26 protein-coding genes are annotated in these 22,503 nt (G+C 36.6%); 16 read left to right on the top strand and 10 right to left on the bottom strand.

The genetic code is table 11. The annotated features are described in order from the left end of the window. The first annotated feature begins 18 nt into the window (after window positions 1-18). Window positions 19-183, top strand: a complete 165-nt coding sequence (locus tag C1A40_RS18290) for a hypothetical protein (protein WP_199287749.1) — start codon at window positions 19-21, stop codon at window positions 181-183. A 76-nt stretch (window positions 184-259) separates the two neighbouring features. Next, on the top strand, window positions 260-1,459 hold the full coding sequence (locus C1A40_RS07390) for an IS4 family transposase (protein WP_102994434.1): 1,200 nt from the start codon (window positions 260-262) through the stop codon (window positions 1,457-1,459). Window positions 1,460-1,778: 319 nt separating this feature from the next. On the opposite strand, the gene C1A40_RS07385 is transcribed toward C1A40_RS07390, so the two are convergent. Beyond that, window positions 1,779-2,681 (bottom strand): IS1595 family transposase, encoded by a 903-nt coding sequence (locus tag C1A40_RS07385; protein WP_277871393.1) that lies wholly within the window; start codon window positions 2,679-2,681, stop codon window positions 1,779-1,781. A 302-nt stretch (window positions 2,682-2,983) separates the two neighbouring features. Next, window positions 2,984-3,625, bottom strand: coding sequence for a 2OG-Fe(II) oxygenase (locus C1A40_RS07380; RefSeq protein WP_102995349.1), 642 nt, complete (start codon window positions 3,623-3,625; stop codon window positions 2,984-2,986). Window positions 3,626-3,899: 274 nt separating this feature from the next. Here C1A40_RS07380 and C1A40_RS07375 point away from each other — a divergent pair, with 274 nt between their 5' ends. The 5 genes from C1A40_RS07375 to C1A40_RS07355 all read left to right on the top strand — a co-directional run bounded on the left by C1A40_RS07375 (window position 3,900) and on the right by C1A40_RS07355 (window position 9,179). Then, window positions 3,900-4,355 (top strand): 6-pyruvoyl trahydropterin synthase family protein, encoded by a 456-nt coding sequence (locus tag C1A40_RS07375; protein ID WP_102995348.1) that lies wholly within the window; start codon window positions 3,900-3,902, stop codon window positions 4,353-4,355. 98 nt (window positions 4,356-4,453) lie between these two features. Continuing rightward, entirely contained in the window at window positions 4,454-5,179 is a 726-nt protein-coding gene (locus C1A40_RS07370) for a hypothetical protein (RefSeq protein WP_102995347.1), read from the top strand. A 394-nt stretch (window positions 5,180-5,573) separates the two neighbouring features. Continuing rightward, on the top strand, window positions 5,574-7,217 hold the full coding sequence (locus C1A40_RS07365; protein WP_102995346.1) for an FAD-dependent oxidoreductase: 1,644 nt from the start codon (window positions 5,574-5,576) through the stop codon (window positions 7,215-7,217). A gap of 232 nt (window positions 7,218-7,449) precedes the next feature. Next, window positions 7,450-8,523: an endonuclease/exonuclease/phosphatase family protein gene (locus tag C1A40_RS07360; RefSeq protein WP_102995345.1), complete on the top strand. Its 1,074-nt coding sequence runs from the start codon at window positions 7,450-7,452 to the stop codon at window positions 8,521-8,523. A gap of 110 nt (window positions 8,524-8,633) precedes the next feature. Next, window positions 8,634-9,179, top strand: coding sequence for a dihydrofolate reductase family protein (locus tag C1A40_RS07355; RefSeq protein WP_102995344.1), 546 nt, complete (start codon window positions 8,634-8,636; stop codon window positions 9,177-9,179). A gap of 138 nt (window positions 9,180-9,317) precedes the next feature. Here C1A40_RS07355 and C1A40_RS07350 read toward each other — a convergent pair whose 3' ends face one another. Continuing rightward, a complete protein-coding gene (locus tag C1A40_RS07350; protein ID WP_102995343.1) occupies window positions 9,318-9,692 on the bottom strand; it encodes a cupin domain-containing protein in 375 nt (124 codons plus the stop codon). Window positions 9,693-9,996: 304 nt separating this feature from the next. Here C1A40_RS07350 and C1A40_RS07345 point away from each other — a divergent pair, with 304 nt between their 5' ends. From C1A40_RS07345 to C1A40_RS07335, 3 genes are all read left to right on the top strand, one after another. Continuing rightward, on the top strand, window positions 9,997-10,245 hold the full coding sequence (locus C1A40_RS07345) for a DUF6364 family protein (RefSeq protein WP_102995342.1): 249 nt from the start codon (window positions 9,997-9,999) through the stop codon (window positions 10,243-10,245). Further along, window positions 10,242-10,667 carry a type II toxin-antitoxin system VapC family toxin gene (locus tag C1A40_RS07340; protein ID WP_102995341.1) on the top strand — a complete coding sequence of 142 codons (426 nt, stop codon included), beginning with the start codon at window positions 10,242-10,244 and terminating at the stop codon, window positions 10,665-10,667. Before C1A40_RS07345 ends, C1A40_RS07340 begins: the two co-directional genes overlap by 4 nt. A 119-nt stretch (window positions 10,668-10,786) precedes the next feature. After that, window positions 10,787-11,539 carry a UDP-2,3-diacylglucosamine diphosphatase gene (locus C1A40_RS07335; RefSeq protein ID WP_102995340.1) on the top strand — a complete coding sequence of 251 codons (753 nt, stop codon included), beginning with the start codon at window positions 10,787-10,789 and terminating at the stop codon, window positions 11,537-11,539. Between the two features lie 18 nt (window positions 11,540-11,557). Here the strand turns inward: C1A40_RS07335 and C1A40_RS07330 are convergent, their stop codons facing one another. The 3 genes from C1A40_RS07330 to C1A40_RS07320 all read right to left on the bottom strand — a co-directional run bounded on the left by C1A40_RS07330 (window position 11,558) and on the right by C1A40_RS07320 (window position 15,268). Continuing rightward, window positions 11,558-12,826 (bottom strand): MFS transporter, encoded by a 1,269-nt coding sequence (locus tag C1A40_RS07330; RefSeq protein WP_102995339.1) that lies wholly within the window; start codon window positions 12,824-12,826, stop codon window positions 11,558-11,560. Window positions 12,827-12,998: 172 nt separating this feature from the next. Next, entirely contained in the window at window positions 12,999-14,690 is a 1,692-nt protein-coding gene (recJ, locus tag C1A40_RS07325) for a single-stranded-DNA-specific exonuclease RecJ (protein WP_102995338.1), read from the bottom strand. A gap of 155 nt (window positions 14,691-14,845) precedes the next feature. Continuing rightward, on the bottom strand, window positions 14,846-15,268 hold the full coding sequence (locus C1A40_RS07320; protein ID WP_102995337.1) for an OsmC family protein: 423 nt from the start codon (window positions 15,266-15,268) through the stop codon (window positions 14,846-14,848). Between the two features lie 250 nt (window positions 15,269-15,518). On the opposite strand from C1A40_RS07320, the gene C1A40_RS07315 reads away from it, so the two are divergent. Then, window positions 15,519-15,974, top strand: coding sequence for a hypothetical protein (locus tag C1A40_RS07315; protein ID WP_102995336.1), 456 nt, complete (start codon window positions 15,519-15,521; stop codon window positions 15,972-15,974). Further along, the gene (locus C1A40_RS07310; RefSeq protein ID WP_067145390.1) at window positions 15,974-16,171 is read left to right on the top strand and encodes a helix-turn-helix transcriptional regulator; all 198 of its coding nucleotides are present in this window, start codon (window positions 15,974-15,976) and stop codon (window positions 16,169-16,171) included. Before C1A40_RS07315 ends, C1A40_RS07310 begins: the two co-directional genes overlap by 1 nt. On the opposite strand, the gene C1A40_RS07305 is transcribed toward C1A40_RS07310, so the two are convergent. From C1A40_RS07305 to C1A40_RS07290, 4 genes are all read right to left on the bottom strand, one after another. Further along, window positions 16,168-16,737: a uracil-DNA glycosylase family protein gene (locus tag C1A40_RS07305; RefSeq protein ID WP_102995335.1), complete on the bottom strand. Its 570-nt coding sequence runs from the start codon at window positions 16,735-16,737 to the stop codon at window positions 16,168-16,170. The genes C1A40_RS07310 and C1A40_RS07305 overlap by 4 nt on opposite strands. 299 nt (window positions 16,738-17,036) lie before the next feature. After that, window positions 17,037-17,381, bottom strand: coding sequence for a HopJ type III effector protein (locus C1A40_RS07300; RefSeq protein WP_102995334.1), 345 nt, complete (start codon window positions 17,379-17,381; stop codon window positions 17,037-17,039). A gap of 34 nt (window positions 17,382-17,415) precedes the next feature. Beyond that, window positions 17,416-18,087: a 16S rRNA (cytidine(1402)-2'-O)-methyltransferase gene (rsmI, locus tag C1A40_RS07295; protein WP_102995333.1), complete on the bottom strand. Its 672-nt coding sequence runs from the start codon at window positions 18,085-18,087 to the stop codon at window positions 17,416-17,418. 36 nt (window positions 18,088-18,123) lie between these two features. Beyond that, a complete protein-coding gene (locus C1A40_RS07290; RefSeq protein WP_102995332.1) occupies window positions 18,124-18,906 on the bottom strand; it encodes a hypothetical protein in 783 nt (260 codons plus the stop codon). 107 nt (window positions 18,907-19,013) lie between these two features. Between C1A40_RS07290 and C1A40_RS07285 the strand changes: the two genes are divergently transcribed. The 4 genes from C1A40_RS07285 to C1A40_RS07270 all read left to right on the top strand — a co-directional run bounded on the left by C1A40_RS07285 (window position 19,014) and on the right by C1A40_RS07270 (window position 22,430). Next, window positions 19,014-19,661 (top strand): thymidine kinase, encoded by a 648-nt coding sequence (locus C1A40_RS07285; RefSeq protein WP_102995331.1) that lies wholly within the window; start codon window positions 19,014-19,016, stop codon window positions 19,659-19,661. Then, window positions 19,654-20,763, top strand: coding sequence for an alanine racemase (gene alr / locus C1A40_RS07280; protein ID WP_102995330.1), 1,110 nt, complete (start codon window positions 19,654-19,656; stop codon window positions 20,761-20,763). Before C1A40_RS07285 ends, alr begins: the two co-directional genes overlap by 8 nt. 129 nt (window positions 20,764-20,892) lie before the next feature. Next, the gene (mscL, locus tag C1A40_RS07275; protein ID WP_102995329.1) at window positions 20,893-21,294 is read left to right on the top strand and encodes a large conductance mechanosensitive channel protein MscL; all 402 of its coding nucleotides are present in this window, start codon (window positions 20,893-20,895) and stop codon (window positions 21,292-21,294) included. A gap of 146 nt (window positions 21,295-21,440) precedes the next feature. Further along, window positions 21,441-22,430, top strand: a complete 990-nt coding sequence (locus C1A40_RS07270; protein WP_102995328.1) for an aspartate-semialdehyde dehydrogenase — start codon at window positions 21,441-21,443, stop codon at window positions 22,428-22,430. Window positions 22,431-22,503: the final 73 nt, after the last annotated feature.

Here is a 22,503-nt window from a genome sequence, read left to right as displayed (position 1 = left end):
AATTCAAGAAAGCCCCCTATGAATCTATTCATAAACCTGCTTCAAGAGGTTAACATAGAAGAGAAAATAAAAACCGCCCCAAACAACGCCTACGAAATCGGTGTGTTTATTGGTTCCATGCTCCCTTTTACCGCTCTTGTTGCCATGGCTTATTTAATATATTATTTCATTAGTGTCCGATAAAAGATTTAAAAAGCGGGATTTCCAAGATAGGATTTCCCGCTTATTTTGTATCTTGAAGTTATCACACATCCAAGATATGAATAAAAGTAAAAACTTTAGCGGACACCCCATAATCAAACAGGTATTAAATTTCATTTTGCCCAAAGATGTTCATCGGACAGCCAAAAAGCACAACAGCGATCGCTATACCAAAAAGTTTACCACCTATGAGCATTTGGCCACTATGGTATTTACCGTGATCAGTGGCTGTAGCTCACTTCGTGAGGTTTCCAGTATTATGCTTGCCTGCGAGGGAAAGATCAACCATCTAGGACTCACGGACTTTCCAAAACGCAGTACCTTGTCAGATGCTAACAGGAGAAGAAGCTCTGAAGTATTTGCCGATATTTATCATTTACTCTACAAACGTTACCATCGCTTTTTATCGGACAGCAGACCCTTAGAACCTGCAGTGAAGAACCTTAAAATCGTTGATTCCTCGACCATCCCCCTATTTAGCGACATTCTTAAAGGTGTAGGAAGGAACCCGCTCAACGGCAAAAAGAAAGGAGGTATCAAGATGCATACTATGATAAACGCCATGGAAGACGTTCCTTGTCTGATTAAGTTTTCAAGCGCGGCCACACACGACCACACCTTTTTAAAAGACCTGGAACTCAAGAAGGGCTCTTATGTGGTTTTTGACAAAGGGTATGTGGATTATGAGCAATACCAAAAATGGACACTGGAAGATGTTTACTTTGTGACTCGGCAAAAGGACAATGCTCGCTATACAAGCCTTGAAGAGTTTGATATCTCCAATAAAGTGGACGATGCTGTCCTAAAGGACGAAAAAATAGGGCTTACGGACAAAAACGGCAATGCTTTTTCCCTGAGGAGAATCGCTTTTTGGCACGAAAAGCACCAAAAAGTTTATGAGTTCATCACTAATAATTATGATCTTGATGCAGACAAAATAGCCGACATCTATAAAAATAGGTGGCAGATTGAGACGATGTTCAAGCGGCTTAAACAGAACTTTCCGCTAAAGTATTTTTTGGGAGACAATCAAAATGCCATCGAAATACAAATCTGGGTCAGTTTGATAATCCAGCTCATTATGCTTGTGATCCAAAGAAAAGCCCAAAGAAACTGGGCTTATTCCAATATGATGTCCGTCATACGATACCATTTGATGACATATATCGATTTGTTCAAATTCCTGAAAAACCCAGAAGCTAATTGGGAAGAGATTACAACCAAAAACATTGGGCAATTAAGCCTTTTTGACCCATAAGGAGGTTCTGTTTTCAAAATAAAGAGTGCGATCAATAAAAAAGGCCAACACCAAAGCTTTTTTAGCTAATTCTGTTTTTTATCGGACAACAATAATATTATTTCAACAAAAAAAAAGAATCAATAGTTATGGATATCATGTCATTTTTAAGCGGAAACGGATTGTTTCTCGTTCTTGCTCTAGTATTAATCGTTGTTTACATTGTAAATCGTAAGCGCAGACCGTAATCGCCCTCAAGAACTTCATCGGTCATCCAGAAGGATGTACGACTGAAGGAGCTGCAAATCGTAACACCCCCTACCCCCTCAAGGGCGATTTCCTAGGTAACGGCAATTCTTGGTTCTTGTTGAATAATTCTAGTTATTAGAAGACTAAATAAATCCTCTTCTCTATTATTGAACTTGAAGGCGATTTCATCTAAATAGCTCTGTAAATGTTCAGGGCTTACTCGGTGATACTGACCCACAATAGCCCTTTTGATTGTTGTCCAGAAAGAATCCAATCTAGAAGTATTATATTTTCCTAATGACATTATGTTTTTTGAATGATTGAGCTTAACATGTTTTGCATGTGTCTTATGAAGCATTCTATAAGCTCCAAAACCATCTGTAACTACCTCGCTTGCTGTATCAATGTGCTTGTTTAGCAATGGTCTAATGGTTTTTGCATCAGCCTTATCAATCACTATAACTTTCACTAACCCTTCCCGCTGCATCATCCCAAGAACGGGCTTTTTGTGTTCCATTCCTCCAGGATAAATACCGAGTTCCTTTTTATAAGACTTACGCATATTAGTCATGCTTCCTCCAACATAGCTCTCATCTACCTCGACAATACCCTTTAATAGATCATCTGAATCAGAATACATAGCTTCTCGTATGCGTTTTTGCATATACCATGCTGTATTTTTGTTAACATTAATATCACGAGCAAGTTGTAGTGAAGAAATCCTTTTTTTAGCATTAACAATTAAAAATATTGCTGCAAACCATTTGGGTAATGGTAATTTTGAAGCGTGCATTATAGTGTCTACCGTAACGCTAAAAGAACTATTACAGTCCCTGCACAAATGTCTATTTGAATTTTTTCGATTATGAATATGCATGCTTCCACAATGAGTGCAAACAGGCCCATTAGGCCAACGAATAGACTCAAGGTGCTCTATACACGCTTTCTGAGTACCAAAACGTGAGACGATTGAAAGTATTGATTCTTGTTCCATTTCTCTAAGATATATATTTTTTGCCATATTCTAGGAAATCGCCCCCTCAAGGGGGAAATGACGCACGTTTTCAGCTCAACTGTAAACCTACAATTGAAAAACACACCTTCAATTTACCAATTTAGCTTATCAGGTAGGATTATCCCCTAGAGGACTACCGAAATGAAAACATCGTTTTCGTTGAAGGTACCTGGTGAAGCCAATAGGGGTGTTTATTCATCGAAGATAATAGCCGACCAATAGGGGTGTTCAACACCATCACAGAAAACCCATTGAACTAATAAAATTGGTGTTTAATCCATTTACCGCGTCTTCAGCCAACCCGTAATACTCAAGCGCTCTTGTTTAACGGGGCGCACTTCGTGCTCGATAATTTGGCTCTCAAAAACCACAATGCGTCCGGGAAACGGATAAATGACTTTTTCAACTTCTTCGCCATTTTCATTAAGGTATAGCACCAATTCACCACCATTTTCAGGCAACCAACCATCTTCATTTAAATAGCAAACAAAAGATAATTTTCGTCGGTCGTCATTTTGAAACGTATCTATATGGCGCTTGTAAAAGGTGTTTATGGGGTAAATCGCATAATGGAATTCCTTGTGAAGAATCCCCAAAAAGCAGGTTCGGTTTAAATAAGTCACCAAATCGTTAATTTTATTAAAAAAGAAAGCCTCTTTGGCGGTGGCTTTAGATTCGTCCATCCATAAAATTAAATCGCCTCGAATAGATTTTACAATCGTTTCATTAACGCGATTACCAATGGCAGCTTTTTTAAAGGTATCCTCTTCATGTCTTTCAATAAGTGCTTCTCTTAACTCTTCAACTTCTTCAGCAGAAAAGAAATTTTCAATCACACTAAACTGTTGCTTACCCAAATCAGAAATAATCTGTTCGTAAGTGGAATTTTCAACAAAATCAATAGCCTCAAATAAGTGACTCATATATTTCAAATAAAAAGCCTATCCTTATGAAGAACTTATTTATACTTTTTCCATTTGCTAAAAAATTGTCCTTTTTCACCCATTTTTCACCTTTTTTTCCTTCCGTAGCACAGCTATGGAACTCAAAAAAACTTTCAAATGATCAAAAAATGTCTAATTTTCGCTTTAACGCAAAAAGTTCAAATCAGTTCGTAGATAAAAGCGCGCAAATGTAAACTAAAAAACGATTCGTAAAACAAAATGAATATCTTTGTACAACCAACACGAAAAGAACATGGGAAATAACATTCGCATCACCAAACAATTCTCTTTTGAAACCGGGCATGCCCTTTATGGCTACGACGGAAAATGCAAAAACGTTCATGGCCACAGTTACAAGCTATCGGTAACCGTTATAGGGAAACCCATTGCCGATAAAAGCAACGTAAAATACGGTATGGTTATCGATTTTGGAGACCTCAAAAAGATTGTTAAAGAAGAGGTTGTCGATGTGTTCGATCACGCCACCGTATTCAATAAAAACACCCCCCATGTCGAGTTGGCTAAAGAACTTCAAGAACGCGACCACAATGTATTACTAGTTGATTATCAACCCACCAGTGAAATGATGGTTTTGGACTTTGCCAGTAAAATTGCCAAACGCCTTCCGGAGCATATTAAACTACATTCGCTAAAACTTCAGGAAACCGATAGTTCGTTTGCCGAATGGTATGCCTACGATAATATTTAAGTCTTCTATTTAATCCCTACGCGCAAAAAGAATCATGTATTAAAACGGCGCTTGAAGTAATTTGATTAAATTCACTCCACTTAAAACCATATCGAATTATGAAAAAAATTATGGCACTTACCATAATCGCATTTAGTTTTTTAATAAGCTGTAAGGACCTCAAGAATAATAATCTAGACGAAGAAAAAGTCACTCCTAAAGCGGTTACTAAAACAGAGACTTCAAAATCCAAAAACACGCATGAAATTGTGGTTATAGATAAAATAGCTTCTGGAGGATATGTGTACCTAAAAGTAAAAGAAAACAACAATGACTACTGGATGTCTATTCCCAATAGAGATGTAAAAATAGGCGCGACTTATTATTATAATGGCGGCATGGAAATGAAGAATTTTGAAAGTAAAACACTAAACCGAATTTTCGAAAGTGTTATTTTTTCTGAAGGTATTCGTGAAGATAGTAACGCTTCTATAACTGCTAATAAAAGACAAATAAAAAAAGGTAAAACAAGCGTAAAAAATATTGAAAAGGCACCCAATGGCATAAGCATTGCAGAACTTTTTGACAACCCTAAAGCCTATGCTAACAAAGAAGTAATTATTAAAGGGCAGGTTGTAAAAGTAAACAACGGCATTATGCAGGTTAACTTTGTACACTTACAAGATGGCACAACAGGAAATGGTAAATTTGATTTAACTGTAACCACAAACGAGATCTTCCAAATACATGACATTGCCACCATAAAAGGAACTGTTATTTTAAATAAAGATTTTGGAGCAGGCTATGTGTACGATGTTATTATAGAAAAAGCGGTGCGCTTATAAACCTTTTATATTTTTGCACAAGATTCTTACCATCAAAATCCGATTAACCCGTAAAACAAAGGGATCGAAATTTTGAGAATATTTTAAGAACAAAATTTTTACCGATAATCGTGATGGTTTTAAAACGAATTCTAAAAAGGAATAATTGAAATTCCGAAAATTAGAGATTATACGCATTCAATCGGCTATAAATAGTCATTTTATAATTTTTCAGAAAACTAACCCATTCACCTCCTATTCTGAAAAAAGAGGCTTCTAAAATGTTTAGCCTCAAATCTATCTTTCATAAAAAGTTTTAAACACCAAAAAAAACCACTAAATTAGTAACGCAGAAGGCATTACATTTTACGCACCTTCATGCTAATTTATACTGCTAACCCTCTAATTCGTATTAATGAAATCACTTTTAACTGTATGCCTCGTTCTTTCCTGCATCATCCTTAAAGCACAAACAGCAAATTCTCACAAAGCCGATATTGTTATTTATGGCGGCACATCTTCAGCCATAGTAGCGGCAGTAAAAGCCAAACAGTTAGGCCACTCGGTATTAGTGGTCTCTCCTGCTAAACACTTAGGCGGTGTTTCATCCTCTGGATTAGGCTTCACAGACAGTGGTAATAGTAAACTTATAGGTGGCCTTTCAAAAACTTTTTATCAAAAAGTGTACGATTACTATCAAAATAGTAAGGCCTGGAACTGGCAAAGTAAAGAAGCCTTTCACGGTAAAGGCCAAGGTACTTCTGCTATAGATCAAGAATCTAAAACCATGTGGGTTTTCGAACCTCATGTGGCCGAACACGTTTTTGATACCTGGGTAACAGATAATGATATTAATGTACTTAAAGATGAATGGCTAGACCGCAATAAACCTATTAAAAAAAATGGAACAGCCATCCAATCTTTCTATACGCTAAGCGGAAAAAAAATTGAAGGCCAAATTTTTATCGATGCCACTTACGAAGGCGACCTAATGGCAGCTGCAGGCGTTTCTTATCATGTTGGTCGCGAAGCAAATTCGGTATATAACGAAACCTACAACGGCATTCAAAAAGGGGTTTACCAACATCATCATAATTTTAAAAAATTAAAAATATCTCCTTATATCATTCCTAAACAACCAGAATCAGGTCTTGTTGCTAAAGTTTCTAATCAAGCTCCAGGTAAAAATGGCGATGGTGATCATCGTGTTGAAGCTTACTGTTTTAGACTCTGCTTAACTAAAGAACCTAAAAATAAAATTCCCATTACAAAACCAGAAGGCTATAACCCTAAAGATTATGAACTTTTAGGACGTGTTTATAAAAAACACTGGAAAGAAACCTTTAAAAAGTTTGATGCCATACCCAACTTAAAAACAGATGTAAACAATCATGGGCCTTTTAGTATGGATAATATTGGGATGAACTATGCCTACCCAGAAGCTTCTTACGAAGAAAGAAAAGCCATTATTGAAGAACACCGTCGTTACCAGGAAGGCTTATTATATTTTACAACTACAGATGCTCGTGTTCCTAAAAAAATAAGAGAAGAAATGCAAAAATGGGGCTATGCTAAAGATGAATTCACCGATAATGGTGGTTTTCCACACCAACTATATGTTCGAGAAGCCCGTCGCATGATTGGAGATTATGTGATGACCGAACACAATGTTATGGGGCAAAAAGACACCAACGCATCTATTGGAATAGGCTCTTACCACCTCGACTCCCACAACACCCAACGTTATGTAACTTCCAAAGGACATGTTGAAAATGAAGGTGATGTTGGTGTAAAACCGCCACATCCTTACAAAATAGACAAAGGCACCATTTTGCCTAAAGCATCAGAATGCTCCAATCTAATTGTTCCTGTATGTGTTAGTAGCTCTCATATTGCTTATGGCAGTATTAGAATGGAACCTGTTTTTATGATTCTTGGCGAATCTGCTTCTGAAATTGCTAGCCTTGCTTTAAAACACCAAATAAATGTGCAAGATGTAGATTATACAGAGCTAAAACCATTACTTCTAAAATCTGGTCAAATATTGGAAAACAAATAATAAAGCATAAGCGTATTCTTAGTATTTAGTGCCCATTATTTCAGTTCTTATTAGGATAAAAAACATAACACCAGAAATAAGCTTTGTTATTAAATTAGCGAAGCTTAAATGTTTTGTATGTCCCTTTTGATAACGGTTTTTTAGGCAACAGACTTTCACACTAAATTTAGATACCGTCAACACTTGTGCTTTATAATTTTTATATTTGGAAAGTACATTATAAACGTTTCAAATGGGCACTTTTTTTATAGGCTTTTCAGTATTACTCATTGTTTTAAGTCTGCTGCCATTTTTTAATAATCAGCATTGGCTGTTTCGCGTTCCCGAATTCATCAAAATACAACTGCTCGTACTACAGGTTATCGCCGTAATCGGACTCTGTTTTTTTACGGATAAAAACGCCTGGTTCTGGGTTGTTTTAGCCATCCTAAGTTTATTAATTATTTATCACAGTACCATTTTAATACGCTACACAAGTATTTACAAAAAACACCATGGATTACCAAAAGATGATGCCAATAGCCTAAAAGTCATTTCGGCAAATATTTACCAATTCAACACCGATTTCGAACGTTTTAAAAACCTCATCCGTAAAGAAAACCCCGATATTTTTATTACCATAGAAAGCAATAGTGACTGGGAAATGGCCATGCGAGACATGGAAAAAACATATCCGCACACACAAAAAATAACCTTAGAAAACACTTACGGCATGCATATGTATGCCAAAATTCCTTTTGATAAAGCACAAACGCACTTTTTTGTTGCCGACGACATCCCGAGTATCGAAGCGCATTTTAAAACGCCCAATGGCGCTTCTTTCGTCCTATTTTCGGTACACCCACCACCACCAAGCCCTACCGAAGAATACACATCCAAGGAGCGTGATGGCGATTTGTTGTGTATAGCAAAACGCACCAAATCCCTAGAAAAACCAACTCTAGTTATTGGCGATTTTAACACGGTAACATGGTCTAAAATATCCCGTTTATTTCGTAAAAACAGTGGTTTAATGGATGGCAGAACCGGTCGCGGTATTTTAGCGACCTACCACACCAAATATTGGTTTTTTAGAGCCCCGTTAGATTTGGTGTATCACAGCACAGATCTTGTGCTTAGGGACCTCAGCCTATTAGAACACATAGGCTCCGATCACTTTCCTATTTGCTGCATTTTTAGCGTCAATGCCACATCCACCACCCCAAAAAACACCGAAGAACCCCTAACTCAAGAAGAAAAAGTTGAAACAGAAATATTAATTAAAGAAGGGAAAGAAGAAACGAGCGAGAATCGAGCAGGTTGTTAGCTTTTGATTAAAAACCCCGTGTAATTTCTAGTGGGTTATCATAAAAGGGTTTATTTTAGAGGTATTATCAAAATAAGTTTTAAATCATTTAAAACAAACACCCTCCAATAATGATCACAAAGAATAGTGTATTTATAGCAACAAGTTTAGACGGTTATATTGCCGACAAAAATGGCCGAATTGATTGGCTAAATTCCATTCCAAACCCTGATAACGACGATATGGGTTATATGGCATATAGCAATACGATAGATGCGCTTGTTATGGGCAGGAAGACCTTCGAAACTGTACGCGGCTTTGATGTCGATTGGCCGTATGATAAACCCGTTTTTGTGTTAAGTAATACATTAAAAGAAATACCCGAATCTCATAAAGACAAAGCCTTTTTAGTTAAAGGAACACCAATAGAAATTTTAGACCAAATTCATAAAAAAGGATTTAATAAATTATATGTAGATGGCGGCACCACAATTCGAAGTTTTTTGCAAGCAGATTTAATTGATGAAATGATACTTACCACTATTCCGGTTTTATTAGGAGGTGGCGCGTCATTGTTTACCGAGCTACCAAACCTATTAAATTTTGAACTGATCGGAACAAAAACCTATCTGAACCAATTAACACAGAATCATTATAAACGGAAAAAAACAAAATAACCATACCTGCACAAACACCACTGTTTTTCAAGAATCCTGCAAACAAAAACTCTTATTAAAAAGTAAAAAAAATCTCAGATTCCTGGTGAATCTGAGATTTTTAACCTTAACCGCTTAAAAACGATTTATTTACTATATTTAGTCCTTATCTCCAAAATAAGATGGACCTTCACCTGTTAAGAAATCTTCTCTTACTGGGCTAAAAGTATCAATTAACTGACCTTCTTCTAAACATACAGCACTGTGTAATAAGTTAGGCTCGATGTATACACCGTCTCCAGCTTCAACAATTTGCTTTACACCATCAATTTCAAATTCGAATTTACCTGAAACAACATAAGTAGCTTGTGTGTGAAAATGTTGGTGAGGTGCTCCTAAAGCGCCTTTTTCAAATTTCACGCTTACCATCATAATTTGGTTATCATAACCTAAAAATTTTCTTGATACGCCGCCACCAAGCTCTTCCCATTCCATATCCTTTGTAATGACGTACTTTTCACTAAATCTTTTCATTGTTTTAATATTTTATAATAGTTTATAAATAATTCCGATAATCAGAAAAATAAGTTTAGTTGATTGTTTTTCTGTGAGTTAAAAACCCCATATTTTAAGTCATAAAACCTATCTTCCATATACGAAATCAACTGGTTAACCAGTTGACTAGTTACAAAAGTAACACTTTAAAAACAACTATCCAATCGCATTAAAAACTATATGATTTTTTTAAGAGGTTTATAGTTAAGTATGACACCAAATTATCAAAAAAAAAATAATACGGATAATTTTACTATATTTGTACGTATTAAAACATGGTGTTATGGATACAAAATTAACATTGAAGCTTAATCAAGATATTATCGAAAAAGCGAAAACCTATGCTTCTAGCAAAAAGATGAGTTTGTCTAGAATAGTCGAGGCATATTTACAAGTTTTAACTTCCGAAACTGAAGACACAAATTTTGAAATTTCACCTTTTGTAAAAAGTATCGCAACAGGCACAGAAATACCAGCCGATGTGGACTATAAAAAAGAATATTCTGATTTTTTAATTGAGAAATATAAATGAGCAAAAGAATATTTATAGACACCAACATCATGTTGGACTTTTTAGGAGAACGAAAGCCTTTCTATGAACCCATTGCAAAAATTGCAACACTTGCCGAAAAAGAAAAACTAACCATGGTTGTTTCGCCTATTTCATTTGCAACGGTAAACTATTTTATCTCAAAATTTGAAAATGAAAAAATAGCAAGAGAGAATCTTAGAAAGTTTAAAATAATTTGTGAAATATGTTCACTTGATGAACAAACCATTGAGAAAGCACTTAACGCTTCCATTAAAGATTTTGAAGATGCTTTACAATATTTTAGTGCAACAGAATCGGAATGTGACATCATTATAACCAGAAATGGTAAAGACTTTAAAAAGTCCTTATTACCTGTGATGACTGCCGATGAATATCTTAAATCTTTAAATAAATTGATTTAAAAATAACTTCACATTGCTCAACCATAGGTATTTTCTATGCTTACCACTACTTCATAAAAAAATAATCAAATTCTTTTAAGGTCATTTCAAACAAGAATTGGTATTACTATATTTACAGCATGCAAATCCCTGAAGGAAAAAAAATATACTTTGCGTCCGACAACCATTTGGGCGCCCCAACCGCTGAAGCGTCACGTCCGCGTGAAAAGAAATTCGTAGCTTGGCTAGACACCATTAAACAGGATGCAGCGGCCATTTTTCTATTGGGCGATATGTTCGATTTCTGGATCGAATTTAAAACCGTAGTCCCAAAAGGCTTTACCAGAACCTTAGGGAAATTGGCCGAAATTAGCGACTCGGGGATTCCTATTTACTATTTTGTTGGGAATCATGACCTGTGGATGAATGGGTATTTTGAAGAAGAATTGAATATTCCTGTATACCATAAACCTAAAGAGTTCACCTTCAACAACAAAACCTTTTTTATAGGCCATGGCGATGGTTTAGGCCCTGGCGACAAAGGCTATAAACGCATGAAAAAAGTGTTTACCAATCCCTTTTGCCAATGGCTCTTCCGCTGGTTACATCCCGATTTAGGAGTTCGTTTGGCACAACACCTTTCAGTAAAAAACAAACTGATTTCTGGTGACGATGATGCTAAGTTTTTAGGTGAAGATAACGAATGGTTGGTGCAATACTGTAAACGCAAATTAGAAGATAAACACCGTGACTTTTTTGTGTTTGGCCACAGACATTTACCACTTAACATCGATTTAAATGAAAACTCCAAATACATTAATTTAGGCGACTGGATTCAATATTATACCTATGGTGTTTTTGATGGAGAAACCATGGCATTGAAGGAGTATTAACCACTTAAAAACACTCTTTTAAACTGCCGTTTCGTGTGCTTCTAAATCCTTGGTTAAATCCAGCTTTCTAAACGTTGGTGATACAATCGCTGTGGTAATAACCGTGATTAAAGTCATGGTGCCTCCAAAAACAACCGCAGTAGCTGCGCCCATAAGTTTAGCTGTTACACCACTTTCAAAAGCCCCAAGCTCGTTAGAAGAACCTACAAACATCGAATTTACCGACGACACGCGACCACGCATATGATCGGGCGTTTTTATTTGTAAGATGGTTTGTCTAATAACCATAGAAACGCCATCGGTAATCCCACTAAAAAACAAGGCTAATAACGAAATCCAAAACACCGAGGACAATCCGAAAACCACAATACTCAATCCGAAACCAAAAATAGCGACCAGTAACTTCATCCCCGCGTTTTTACTAATGGGAATATACGCGGTAACCAGCATGGTAATAAAAGCTCCAACTGCCGGTGCGGCTCTTAGCACTCCAAAACCTTCACTACCAACTTTTAAAATATCTTGAGCAAAAACAGGTAAAAGCGCAATGGCTCCACCAAATAAAACAGCTACCATATCTAAAGTCATCGCTCCTAAAATGGCTTTGGTTTTAAACACAAAACGCACGCCTTCTTTTAAACTCTCCACAACGGGTTCCCCGATTTTCGGATTTAAAACCGGTTTTTTTTCTATAAAAAGTAGAATAAAAAAGGATAACATGATTAATCCGAAAACGATACATAAGGCCCAATGTACGCCCATCCAACCAATAGCAAAACCACCAAAGGCAGGCCCTAATACCGCAGCCATTTGCCATGTTGAACTGTTCCAAGTGGCCGCATTCGGATATATTTTTTTAGGCACAATTAAGGCGACTAACGAGAAAATGGTGGGTCCGAAAAACGAGCGTAAAAAGCCTCCAAAAAACACCAAGGCATATATAGCATATAAAATGGTTTTGTTTTCCCAGCCAGCAACAACCACATCCCAGGTGAGTAAAAAAAGCCCTAAACTTATTAATGAAAAAGCTGCAATACAAAGCGCCAAAAGGTTTCGTTTTTCTTTCTGGTCTACAATATGCCCAGCAAAAAGCGCCATAGTAAACGCCGGAATAATTTCCATAAGCCCGATAACACCAAGTGATAACGGATCTTTAGTTAAGCTATAAACCTCCCACTCAATAACAATAAATTGCATGGTCCATCCAAACACTAAAGCGAAACGCACCAATAAAAAAATATTGAATTCTTTGATTCGGAGTGCTGCGTAGGGGTCTTTTTTAGGCATATTACACTTATTTTAAGGTGAGTTAGATTAGCTATATTTCGTAATGGCAGTGTCATTCTGACGAAGTATGAGGAAGAATCTTCACGCTAAAAGATTTCTCGTCAGTCGTTCCTCCTTCTGTCGAAATGACAAATCCCTAAAAACCGTTTTTTTATAACTATAATAATTCAATTTATTTAACATCCCGCAATTTCAACTGTAACGAAACATTCCCCTGCCACTCATTTTCATCAATAGAATAAATGGCCGAAAATGGTTTCCCGTCGGTTGTTAAGGCTAATTTTTCACCCAAGCCAAAACCAATACACACCATTTGCGATGGTGATGGCGGTTGTTTTACTGTCAATCGTAAATGGGTTTCATCGGCACCAACACATTTTCCGTAGCCTGTGTCTACAAGATTTTCAGTCATAAATACGGGCGACATATTACTGGGTCCGTAAGGCGCGAACTGCTTTAAAATGCGGTAAAATTTTGGAGTAATCTGTTCCAAATCGATTTGCGCATCAATTTGAATTTCTGGTGTTAAAAGGTTTCTGTCGATGGTTTTAGAAACCTCAGCTTCAAAAGCCAGTTTAAAAGCCTCATAATTTTCTTCAGCTAAAGTTAATCCTGCAGCATATTTATGGCCTCCAAACTGCTCGATGTGTTCTTGGCAAGCTTCCAAGGCATTGTAAACATCAAATCCTTTAACCGATCGTGCCGATGCCGCTAATTTGTCGCCACTTTTGGTAAACACTAACGTAGGTCGGTAATAGGTTTCGGTTAATCGCGAAGCCACGATACCAATAACCCCTTTATGCCAACTTTCGTGATACACAACGGTCGTTAGTCGGTCTTGCTCGTTGTGATCCTCGATTTGCTGCAGCGCTTCTTGGGTAATTTGCTTATCGGTTTCTCGGCGGTCTAAATTGTAATTATTAATGTCTTCAGCGTAAGCTTCGGCTGCTTTTTCATCGGTTTCCATTAACAAAGTCACGGCATAATTACCGTGTTTCATTCGGCCAGCGGCATTAATTCTAGGCGCTACAATAAAGACCACATCCGTTATGGTAAACTCCGTTTTATGAACCTGTTTTAAAATGGCTTGGATACCTGGTCTGGGGGTGGTATTTACCACCTGCAAACCAAAATAGGCAAGGGCTCGGTTTTCCCCGTCAATAGGGACAATATCGGCTCCTATAGCCGTGGCAACAAGGTCTAAATACTCGGTTAAATCTTCTGCTGTTTTTCCTTCCTTAGACGCTAAAGCTTGAATGAGTTTAAAGCCCACACCGCAACCACATAATTCCTTATACGGATAGTTACAATCTTGGCGTTTCGGATCTAAGACGGCGACAGCATCTGGAATTTCATCACCTGGCCTGTGGTGATCGCAAATAATGAAATCGACACCTAATGTTTTGGCATGCGCCACCTTTTCTATGGCTTTTATACCACAGTCTAAAGCAATAATTAAAGTGAAATCGTTTTCATGCGCAAATTCTATCCCTTTATAAGACACGCCATAACCTTCGTCGTAGCGATCGGGGATATAGGTATAAACCTGTTCGTGTTTGGTTTTTAAGTACGACGCCATTAAGGCTACCGAGGTGGTACCATCGACATCATAATCGCCATAAACCAATATATTCTCATTATTTTCAAAGGCCTTTTCAATACGAGCCACAGCCTTATCCATGTCTTTCATTAGAAACGGATCATGAAGATCTTTGAAACTCGGACGAAAAAATTGTTTGGCCTGATCGTAGGTTTCAATCCCACGTTGCACCAATAAACTGGCCAAAACAGGATCGATTTTAAGGGTATTTGCTAAGGATTTAACCTTTTCTGAGGGTGGAATTGGCTTTAAGGTCCAACGCATATTTTGGTTTGAAAATTACAAGTTAACAGGTATTAAGTTTTCATTCAATCTTATGGTACCATCTGAAGAATGTTAGTCCTCCACATCATCATCAATTGAAAATGACGCAAACTTTCTTGTCTTCAGAAAAAGGTACACAGCGTATGAGTTAAACCTTATTTTTTATGAAAATGCGTTTGTACATCAAGTTCGGCGAATTGGCGAAACATTTCCATAACACCACAATATTTTTCAATAGATAAATCGACCGCTTTTTGCAATTTTTTTTCATTGAGTTCGGCGCCATAAAAATGAAATGCCATAGTGACTTTATCATAAATTTTTGGATGCTCGTCGGTAAGATTAGCGTCGATATCTATTTTAAAATCGTCCACCTGTAATTTCATTTTTTTAATGAGTGAAGCCACATCCAGGCCCGAACATCCAGCTAAACCAGAAAGCATCAGGGCTTTTGGTCTGTAACCTTCGCCTTTACCGCCATTCTCTTCGCCTGCATCAATAAATAAATTATGTCCGGAAGGGTTGGTGCTTTCAAATCGCATCTCCCCTAACCATTTGGTAGAAACCTGTACTGCCATTGTTTACGTGATTTAATTAGTTTGAAGTTCAAAAATACTATTTAATAAACAAAACTTACCTCCCTTACAAGAAACAATCTCTTATTTTCTTAATGTGTTTTTATTAAGGTTGAAAATTGCAATAACTCTTAATTTACTTAACCAATCTCCTATATCGAATACCTTAAAATTATAGAGCTACAAACATAAAAGTAATTTATTTTTGATATAATGTAAAGTATTATATACATTTGTATAAAAATAATAGAATATGAATATACAAATATTACCAAATTGGTGTAAAAAAGTAGGTGTTCTCGTTTTTCTAATATTTGCAATTCCAAGTGCCGTTGAAGGATTTATTGATGGCGTTAATGACAGCATAAACTGCCGGATAGAAGCGACCAAAACCTATAAGGATATCGAACCCGGTATTACCAAACCTGAAGTATTTACAAAGTATTTCGACCAAAACACCATTCACCTATTTGATGTCTTAAATATTATAGGATTACTTATTTATATGCTATCCAAAGAAAAAATTGAAGATGATTATATTAGCATGTTACGATTAGAATCTTACCAGCTTACTATCGTGATATTTTTAGTATTTTCAATTATGATATATGCGTTTTTTAAAGACTTAAAACTATCTATAGATTATTTTATATCTGGTTTTATGATGTTATTCTTAATTATATTTTTCATTAAAAAAAGGAATTATTAATGAAAAACCTGATTAAAGTAGAAAGAGCAAGACACGATTTAACGCAAGCCGATCTAGCAGAAAAACTAGGTGTTTCCAGACAAACTATTCATGCTATTGAAAACAATAAATTTAATCCTTCGGTAACTTTAGCTATTAAAATGGCGCGTTTTTTTAAGGTGACTGTAGAGTATTTATTTGATATTGAAGAGGCTTAGATTAACTTCTTTATACGAGCTTGAAGTGTTGGTAACACCTCTACTTCAAACCATTTGTTTTTTATAAGCCAAAACCGATTTCGTGGCGATGGATGTGGTAGAGGTAAAAATCTAGGCAAATAGTCATTATAATTTTTAACGGTTTCGGTGAGGGTTTTCTTTGCCAATTTGCCGAGGTAATACTTTTGAGCATAGGCTCCAATTAACAAGATGAGCTCTACCTGTTTCAGTTCATCAAAAAGCAATTCATGCCATTCTGGAGCGCATTCCTTCCGCGGCGGTAAATCACCCGACTTGCCCTTTCCGGGATAACAAAAACCCATGGGGATGATGGCAAATTTAGTGGCATCGTAGAAATCTTCAACCGATACATTGAGCCACTTTCGTAATTGATTACCACTAGGGTCATCCCAAGGAATTCCCGAAGCATGTACTTTGGTTCCTGGGGCCTGTCCTATAATCACGATTTTAGCATCTGGGTGCGCAGATACAACGGGTCGCGGCCCAAGAGGTAAATGGGCGTCGCAAATCCGACATTGTTTTATGTTTTGGAGGAGTTGTTCCACTCGATTGCTATTAGCTTCTTACCCTTAGAGTCACGATTGCGGGACGTGAATAAGTTCCATGTTATTTTTTACACTGAGATACACGAAGTTTCACAGAGCTTCACAAAGTAACAAACGTATTATAAAATTAAATAGTTCTGACACAAATTTCACGGATTTGCACAAATTGCTTTCGATCAAAATTACTCGTGATAAAGGACTCCGCGAGCCTCTGTGTGCCTATGTGAATCTCTGAGTAATAATAACAATGACAATTCGAATTATTTACGAATAATTCTCATCAATGAAGTACAAATATTCTATTTAGCAACTAAAGCAACACCATCAAAAACTAACCCTTCAAAACCGGTTTTCATAAAGTTTCTAATGTTTTGGTGCCCTGTTCCATTAGGGTCTTCAAGAACATCTTCAAAGTAAAACTGACTAAAACAAGCTAAAGTTTCTTCTTTTGTAAAGCCTTGTTTTAGAGCAAAAGCAAACAGTTTGCAAGATCCTGAATTTTCGCCTTCAGCGTTTTTTAAAGCACCATTTATAAAAGCAGTTGGTGTAAACTCATAAAGCTCTTCAATTACACTCATAGTTTCGGCAAATACTATAGACTTTGGATTATTTTGTAATTTTTCTTTAAATGTTTCTATGTTCATTTTGTAATTCTTTATTTATATCGTCTAGCTGATTTTATTTTTTCCCATCCACCACAATAACAATTTCGCCTTTTGGTGGTTTGTTGGTATAATGTTCTAAAACTTCTTTGGCTGTTCCTCTAACGGTTTCTTCAAACATTTTGGTTAACTCTCTTGAAACCGAAACGATACGATCTTCTCCAAAATATTCACAAAAATGCGTGAGCGTTTTAACTAACTTATGGGGACTCTCGTAAAAAATCATGGTTCTAGGCTCTTCTGCTAAAAGTAATAAGCGCGTTTGACGCCCTTTTTTAACCGGCAAAAAACCCTCGAAAACAAACTTATCATTGGGCAAACCAGAGTTTACTAAAGCCGGCACAAAGGCTGTTGCTCCGGGTAAACACTCTACAGCAATACCGTTTTCAATACAAGCTCTTGATAATAAAAATCCAGGATCTGAAATGGCAGGTGTACCCGCATCACTAATTAAAGCAACCGTAGTACCGGCTTTTAATTTTTGAATGATATTTTCAACCGTTTTATGCTCATTATGCATGTGATGAGACTGCATGTGGGTTGAAATTTCAAAATGTTTTAGGAGTTTTCCCGAAGTACGCGTGTCTTCAGCTAAAATTAAATCGACAGCTTTTAAAACCTCAACAGCTCTAAAAGTCATATCTTTTAAATTCCCAATGGGTGTAGGTACTAGGTAAAGTTTACTCATACGCAAAGGTAGAAATTGTAACTTTTAAAAGTAAACTTAATTAAACTTAGCTTCGATAATTTCTATAAATCGGGCTTCAAATTCTTCTTTACCCTCCCAGTTGTTGTAGTCCGGCTTTACCATATTCTGAATAAAATTTATGGCATTATCCCAAGAGTCTATCGTATTTAATTGCGAAATTACACGATCGTAATCTTCATGTTTACCGTCAAACAAATGTTTTATAAAACCAATTTTTTCGTTTAAACCAATTTTAAACCCACCAACCTTTAATCGGTCATTCAAAGATTTTTTTCCATGAGACATTCCGTTTGAAGCTTTAGAAACAGGTTCAAAAACAGGCATGTCTTTAAAATCGGCTGTCAGATCGTCGAAATCATCTTTTCTCACTGGTGGCTCAACAGGTTTCACAGATTCTATGGGCTGAACAGGTTCTACTGGGGCAGATCTCTCAAAAACAGGCTCCACAGGATCGGGCGTTTCAGGCATATGCTGTAACATATCTTTTATTTTTGCCATGGCTGGCTCGGTAATTTCATCGCGATTGGCATCATCAAAATTAACGTATATTTTGTCTTCTACCTCTATATTATCGCTTACCTTATTATTAAAAGCCGTATCTAACATTCCAAAAAACGAAGAATCGCTACCAATTTTTGGCAATTCACCATCAAAGTTTTCCTCAGCAAATTTTAGTACCGTTAGCGCTTCGTATAAAGCTCCAGCTTCGGCTTGTAATTTTATCACATCCTCTTTCCCTTTTAGTTTAAGAATTCTATGTGCAATACTAACAAGATCCGATTCTAACTTCTTCTTCATTGTTTATAAATTTTTAATTATTAGCCTGTGGGCTTTTGATTTTTAATAAATTTGCGCCACCTTTATGCAAACGAATATTTCCTTTGTTTTAGTGTTAAAATTACAAAATGTTTCTCGAAAATACAGTAAATCATAAAGAACAATTTGGGTGGATTGAAGTGATCTGCGGTTCTATGTTTTCCGGAAAGACCGAAGAACTTATACGCCGATTAAAACGCGCTCAAATTGCCAGACAAAAAGTAGAAATATTCAAACCTACTCTGGATGTTCGTTATGATGAGGATAAAGTCGTTTCTCATGACGCCAACGAAATTCGATCTACTTCTGTTCCTGCTGCTGCCAACATTCCTATTTTAGCCGACGGTTGTGATGTGGTGGGTATAGACGAAGCTCAATTTTTTGATGATGAAATTGTACACATTTGCAATGACCTCGCCAACAAAGGCATACGGGTTATTGTAGCTGGTTTGGACATGGATTTTAAAGGCAATCCTTTTGGGCCCATGCCACATTTAATGGCCACTGCCGAATACGTCACTAAAGTGCATGCTGTTTGTACAAAAACTGGCAATTTAGCACAGTACAGTTACCGAAAAAACAGAAATGACAGCTTGGTTTTATTAGGTGAAGTTAATGAATATGAGCCTTTAAGTCGTGCAGCATACTACAAAGCCATGATGCGTGATAAAGTAAGAAATATGAAGGTGAATGATGCCGAAGAATTAAACAACAAAAAAAACCAAGACGATGCCTAAAGCACAAGAGACTGTGCTCGAAATTAACCTAAAAGCACTCCAACAAAATTTTGATTATTTAAAATCAAAATTGACATCTAATACCAAATTTCTAGCCGTTGTAAAGGCCTATGCCTACGGAAATGACTCTTGTGAAATTGCCCTTTTCCTAGAAAAATTAAACGTTGACTATTTTGTTGTAGCATACATTGAAGAAGGCGTAGCCCTCCGACAAGCTGGGGTAAAAACACCAATTTTAATACTACATCCGCAAATTGTAAATTTTGATATTTTAGTTGAAAACCATTTAGAACCGAGTTTGTACAACGAAAAAATATTAAAAGAATTTATTGCAGCACTTTCTGAAAAAAATATTGAAAAATATCCCGTTCACCTTAAGTTTAATACGGGTTTAAACCGTTTAGGGTTTTGGCATACTGATGTTAAAATGATTGCTGAAACCATAAGCCAAACCAAAACTTTAGAAGTGGTTTCTATACTTTCTCATTTGGCAGCCAGTGAAGATTTAAACGAAAAAACCTTCACCCTAAACCAAATTGAAGATTTTAATAACATCGCTGAAAATTTCACTCAAGAAACCGGCCTAAAACCTTTAAAACATATTTGCAATACGTCGGGGATTTTAAACTATCCCGAAGCGCATTTCGATATGGTTCGCTCTGGAATCGGATTGTATGGCTTTGGAAATTCCGATAAGGAAAATCCTAATTTTAGACCCATTGGCACTTTAAAAACGGTTATTTCTCAAATTCATAATATTATTGAGGGCGAATCCATAGGCTACAATCGCGGCTTCAAAGCTACCGAAACTTTAAGATCGGCCACCCTTCCTATTGGTCACGCCGATGGCATTGGCAGACAATATGGTCACGGTAAAGGATTTGTAACCATACATGGCCAAAAAGCACCCATAATTGGAAATGTTTGTATGGACATGATTATGGTAGACGTCACCCATATTGATTGTCACGAAGGCGATGAAGTGATTGTTTTTGGAGAATCGCCCACTGCAGAAAATCTTGCCGAAACAGCTAACACCATTTCCTACGAGTTAATTACACACATCTCGCAACGGGTTATGCGTATTTTTACCAACCATTAAACCAATTAGTTACATTCTTTTTACTATTTTTAGAACTGAACTGATTCAAACTTTTTACGTTTAAGCGAATATTATTTTTTAGCAAATGAAAAAAGCCTAAACCAGTTCGCCTAACCAAAATTTAAAAATATGCTAAAAGAATTCAAAGAATTTGCCATGAAAGGCAATTTGGTCGACATTGCTGTTGGTTTCGTAATGGGTGCCGCCTTTAAAGAAGTAGTCACCTCGTTTACAGGAGGCATTGTTTCTCCTTTAATAGGATTAATTTTTCAATCGGATTTCAAAGACCTCAAATACGTAATTACAGAAGGTGTTACAAATGCTGAAGGCGTTGTAGAAGGCGAAGTTTCTGTACTTTGGGGTGCATTTTTAACTCATGTTATTGACTTCATTATCGTGGCTTTCGTCATGTTTCTAATTGTTAAGGCCGTTAATAAAATGAAGAAAAAAGAAGCGCCTGCTCCAGAGCCTCCAAAAGGACCTACTCAAGAAGAATTACTAATCGAAATTAGAGACTTGTTAAAAAAATAAATATCTGTTAAATAAATAACACTGTGTTATTTCTTGTTAAAAAGCCCTTGTTTTCAGAAAATGAGGGCTTTTTTTAGATTTATAAATAGAATTAATACTTAGTTTTGCCTTTCAGAAATTTAATATAAATAGAAAATTTATTTATTATGAAAGTTGCAGTAGTTGGTGCCACTGGTATGGTAGGCGAAGTGATGTTAAAAGTTCTTGCAGAACGTAATTTCCCAGTAACAGAATTAATTCCTGTTGCCTCAGAACGTTCGGTAGGTAAAACAATAAGCTACAAAGGAAACGATTATAAAGTTGTTGGATTAGAAACCGCCGTTTCAATGCGTCCAGATATTGCCTTGTTTTCGGCAGGAGGCGACACGTCTTTAGAATGGGCTCCTAAATTTGCTGAAGCAGGAACCACAGTAGTTGATAATTCTTCTGCTTGGCGTATGGATCCTACTAAAAAATTGGTAGTACCAGAAATTAATGCAAGTGAATTAACAAAAGAAGATAAAATTATTGCTAATCCAAATTGCTCTACCATTCAGTTGGTAATGGCCCTAGCACCTTTACATAAAGCCTATAACATGAAACGTGTTGTAATATCCACTTACCAATCGGTATCTGGAACTGGTGTAAAAGCGGTTAAACAATTAGAAAACGAAATTGCAGGTATCGATGGTGAAATGGCATACCCTTACCCTATCGGAAGAAACGCCTTACCACACTGTGATGTTTTCTTAGAAAATGGGTACACCAAAGAGGAAATGAAATTAGCTAAAGAACCTCAAAAAATATTGAGTGATAACAGTTTTGCTGTTTCGGCAACAGCCGTAAGAATACCAACAGCAGGCGGCCATTCAGAATCTGTTAACGTACAATTCGAAAAGGATTTTGATTTAGCTGAAGTTCGTAAACTGTTAAGTGAAACGCCAGGTGTTGTGGTTCAAGATAATACCAGTACAAACACCTACCCAATGCCAATTTACGCGCATGATAAAGATGAGGTTTTTGTTGGTCGTATTAGACGTGACGAATCGCAAGAAAACACCCTAAATATGTGGATTGTAGCCGATAACCTTAGAAAAGGTGCGGCGACTAACACCATTCAGATTGCTGAATACTTAATTAAAAACGGATTGGTTTAATACCAATAACTTTATACTTTTAAAAAACTCCTGCAACATCTGTAGGAGTTTTTTTGTATCGAATAATTACATC

It is taken from the genome of Tamlana carrageenivorans, assembly GCF_002893765.1.
GTDB classification, from domain to species: domain Bacteria; phylum Bacteroidota; class Bacteroidia; order Flavobacteriales; family Flavobacteriaceae; genus Pseudotamlana; species Pseudotamlana carrageenivorans.
The sequence above is the reverse complement of the archived record's forward strand: the minus strand, read 5'-3'. Positions and strand labels throughout refer to the sequence as shown.

Bases quoted from the DNA above. Each gene is read 5' to 3' on its own strand.
- C1A40_RS18290 (WP_199287749.1), top strand. From the start codon at position 19: ATGAATCTATTCATAAACCTGCTTCAAGAGGTTAACATAGAAGAGAAA.
- C1A40_RS07390 (WP_102994434.1), top strand. From the start codon at position 260: ATGAATAAAAGTAAAAACTTTAGCGGACACCCCATAATCAAACAGGTA.
- C1A40_RS07385 (WP_277871393.1), bottom strand. From the start codon at position 2,681: ATGGAACAAGAATCAATACTTTCAATCGTCTCACGTTTTGGTACTCAG.
- C1A40_RS07380 (WP_102995349.1), bottom strand. From the start codon at position 3,625: ATGAGTCACTTATTTGAGGCTATTGATTTTGTTGAAAATTCCACTTAC.
- C1A40_RS07375 (WP_102995348.1), top strand. From the start codon at position 3,900: ATGGGAAATAACATTCGCATCACCAAACAATTCTCTTTTGAAACCGGG.
- C1A40_RS07370 (WP_102995347.1), top strand. From the start codon at position 4,454: ATGAAAAAAATTATGGCACTTACCATAATCGCATTTAGTTTTTTAATA.
- C1A40_RS07365 (WP_102995346.1), top strand. From the start codon at position 5,574: ATGAAATCACTTTTAACTGTATGCCTCGTTCTTTCCTGCATCATCCTT.
- C1A40_RS07360 (WP_102995345.1), top strand. From the start codon at position 7,450: ATGGGCACTTTTTTTATAGGCTTTTCAGTATTACTCATTGTTTTAAGT.
- C1A40_RS07355 (WP_102995344.1), top strand. From the start codon at position 8,634: ATGATCACAAAGAATAGTGTATTTATAGCAACAAGTTTAGACGGTTAT.
- C1A40_RS07350 (WP_102995343.1), bottom strand. From the start codon at position 9,692: ATGAAAAGATTTAGTGAAAAGTACGTCATTACAAAGGATATGGAATGG.
- C1A40_RS07345 (WP_102995342.1), top strand. From the start codon at position 9,997: ATGGATACAAAATTAACATTGAAGCTTAATCAAGATATTATCGAAAAA.
- C1A40_RS07340 (WP_102995341.1), top strand. From the start codon at position 10,242: ATGAGCAAAAGAATATTTATAGACACCAACATCATGTTGGACTTTTTA.
- C1A40_RS07335 (WP_102995340.1), top strand. From the start codon at position 10,787: ATGCAAATCCCTGAAGGAAAAAAAATATACTTTGCGTCCGACAACCAT.
- C1A40_RS07330 (WP_102995339.1), bottom strand. From the start codon at position 12,826: ATGCCTAAAAAAGACCCCTACGCAGCACTCCGAATCAAAGAATTCAAT.
- recJ (WP_102995338.1), bottom strand. From the start codon at position 14,690: ATGCGTTGGACCTTAAAGCCAATTCCACCCTCAGAAAAGGTTAAATCC.
- C1A40_RS07320 (WP_102995337.1), bottom strand. From the start codon at position 15,268: ATGGCAGTACAGGTTTCTACCAAATGGTTAGGGGAGATGCGATTTGAA.
- C1A40_RS07315 (WP_102995336.1), top strand. From the start codon at position 15,519: ATGAATATACAAATATTACCAAATTGGTGTAAAAAAGTAGGTGTTCTC.
- C1A40_RS07310 (WP_067145390.1), top strand. From the start codon at position 15,974: ATGAAAAACCTGATTAAAGTAGAAAGAGCAAGACACGATTTAACGCAA.
- C1A40_RS07300 (WP_102995334.1), bottom strand. From the start codon at position 17,381: ATGAACATAGAAACATTTAAAGAAAAATTACAAAATAATCCAAAGTCT.
- rsmI (WP_102995333.1), bottom strand. From the start codon at position 18,087: ATGAGTAAACTTTACCTAGTACCTACACCCATTGGGAATTTAAAAGAT.
- C1A40_RS07290 (WP_102995332.1), bottom strand. From the start codon at position 18,906: ATGAAGAAGAAGTTAGAATCGGATCTTGTTAGTATTGCACATAGAATT.
- C1A40_RS07285 (WP_102995331.1), top strand. From the start codon at position 19,014: ATGTTTCTCGAAAATACAGTAAATCATAAAGAACAATTTGGGTGGATT.
- alr (WP_102995330.1), top strand. From the start codon at position 19,654: ATGCCTAAAGCACAAGAGACTGTGCTCGAAATTAACCTAAAAGCACTC.
- mscL (WP_102995329.1), top strand. From the start codon at position 20,893: ATGCTAAAAGAATTCAAAGAATTTGCCATGAAAGGCAATTTGGTCGAC.
- C1A40_RS07270 (WP_102995328.1), top strand. From the start codon at position 21,441: ATGAAAGTTGCAGTAGTTGGTGCCACTGGTATGGTAGGCGAAGTGATG.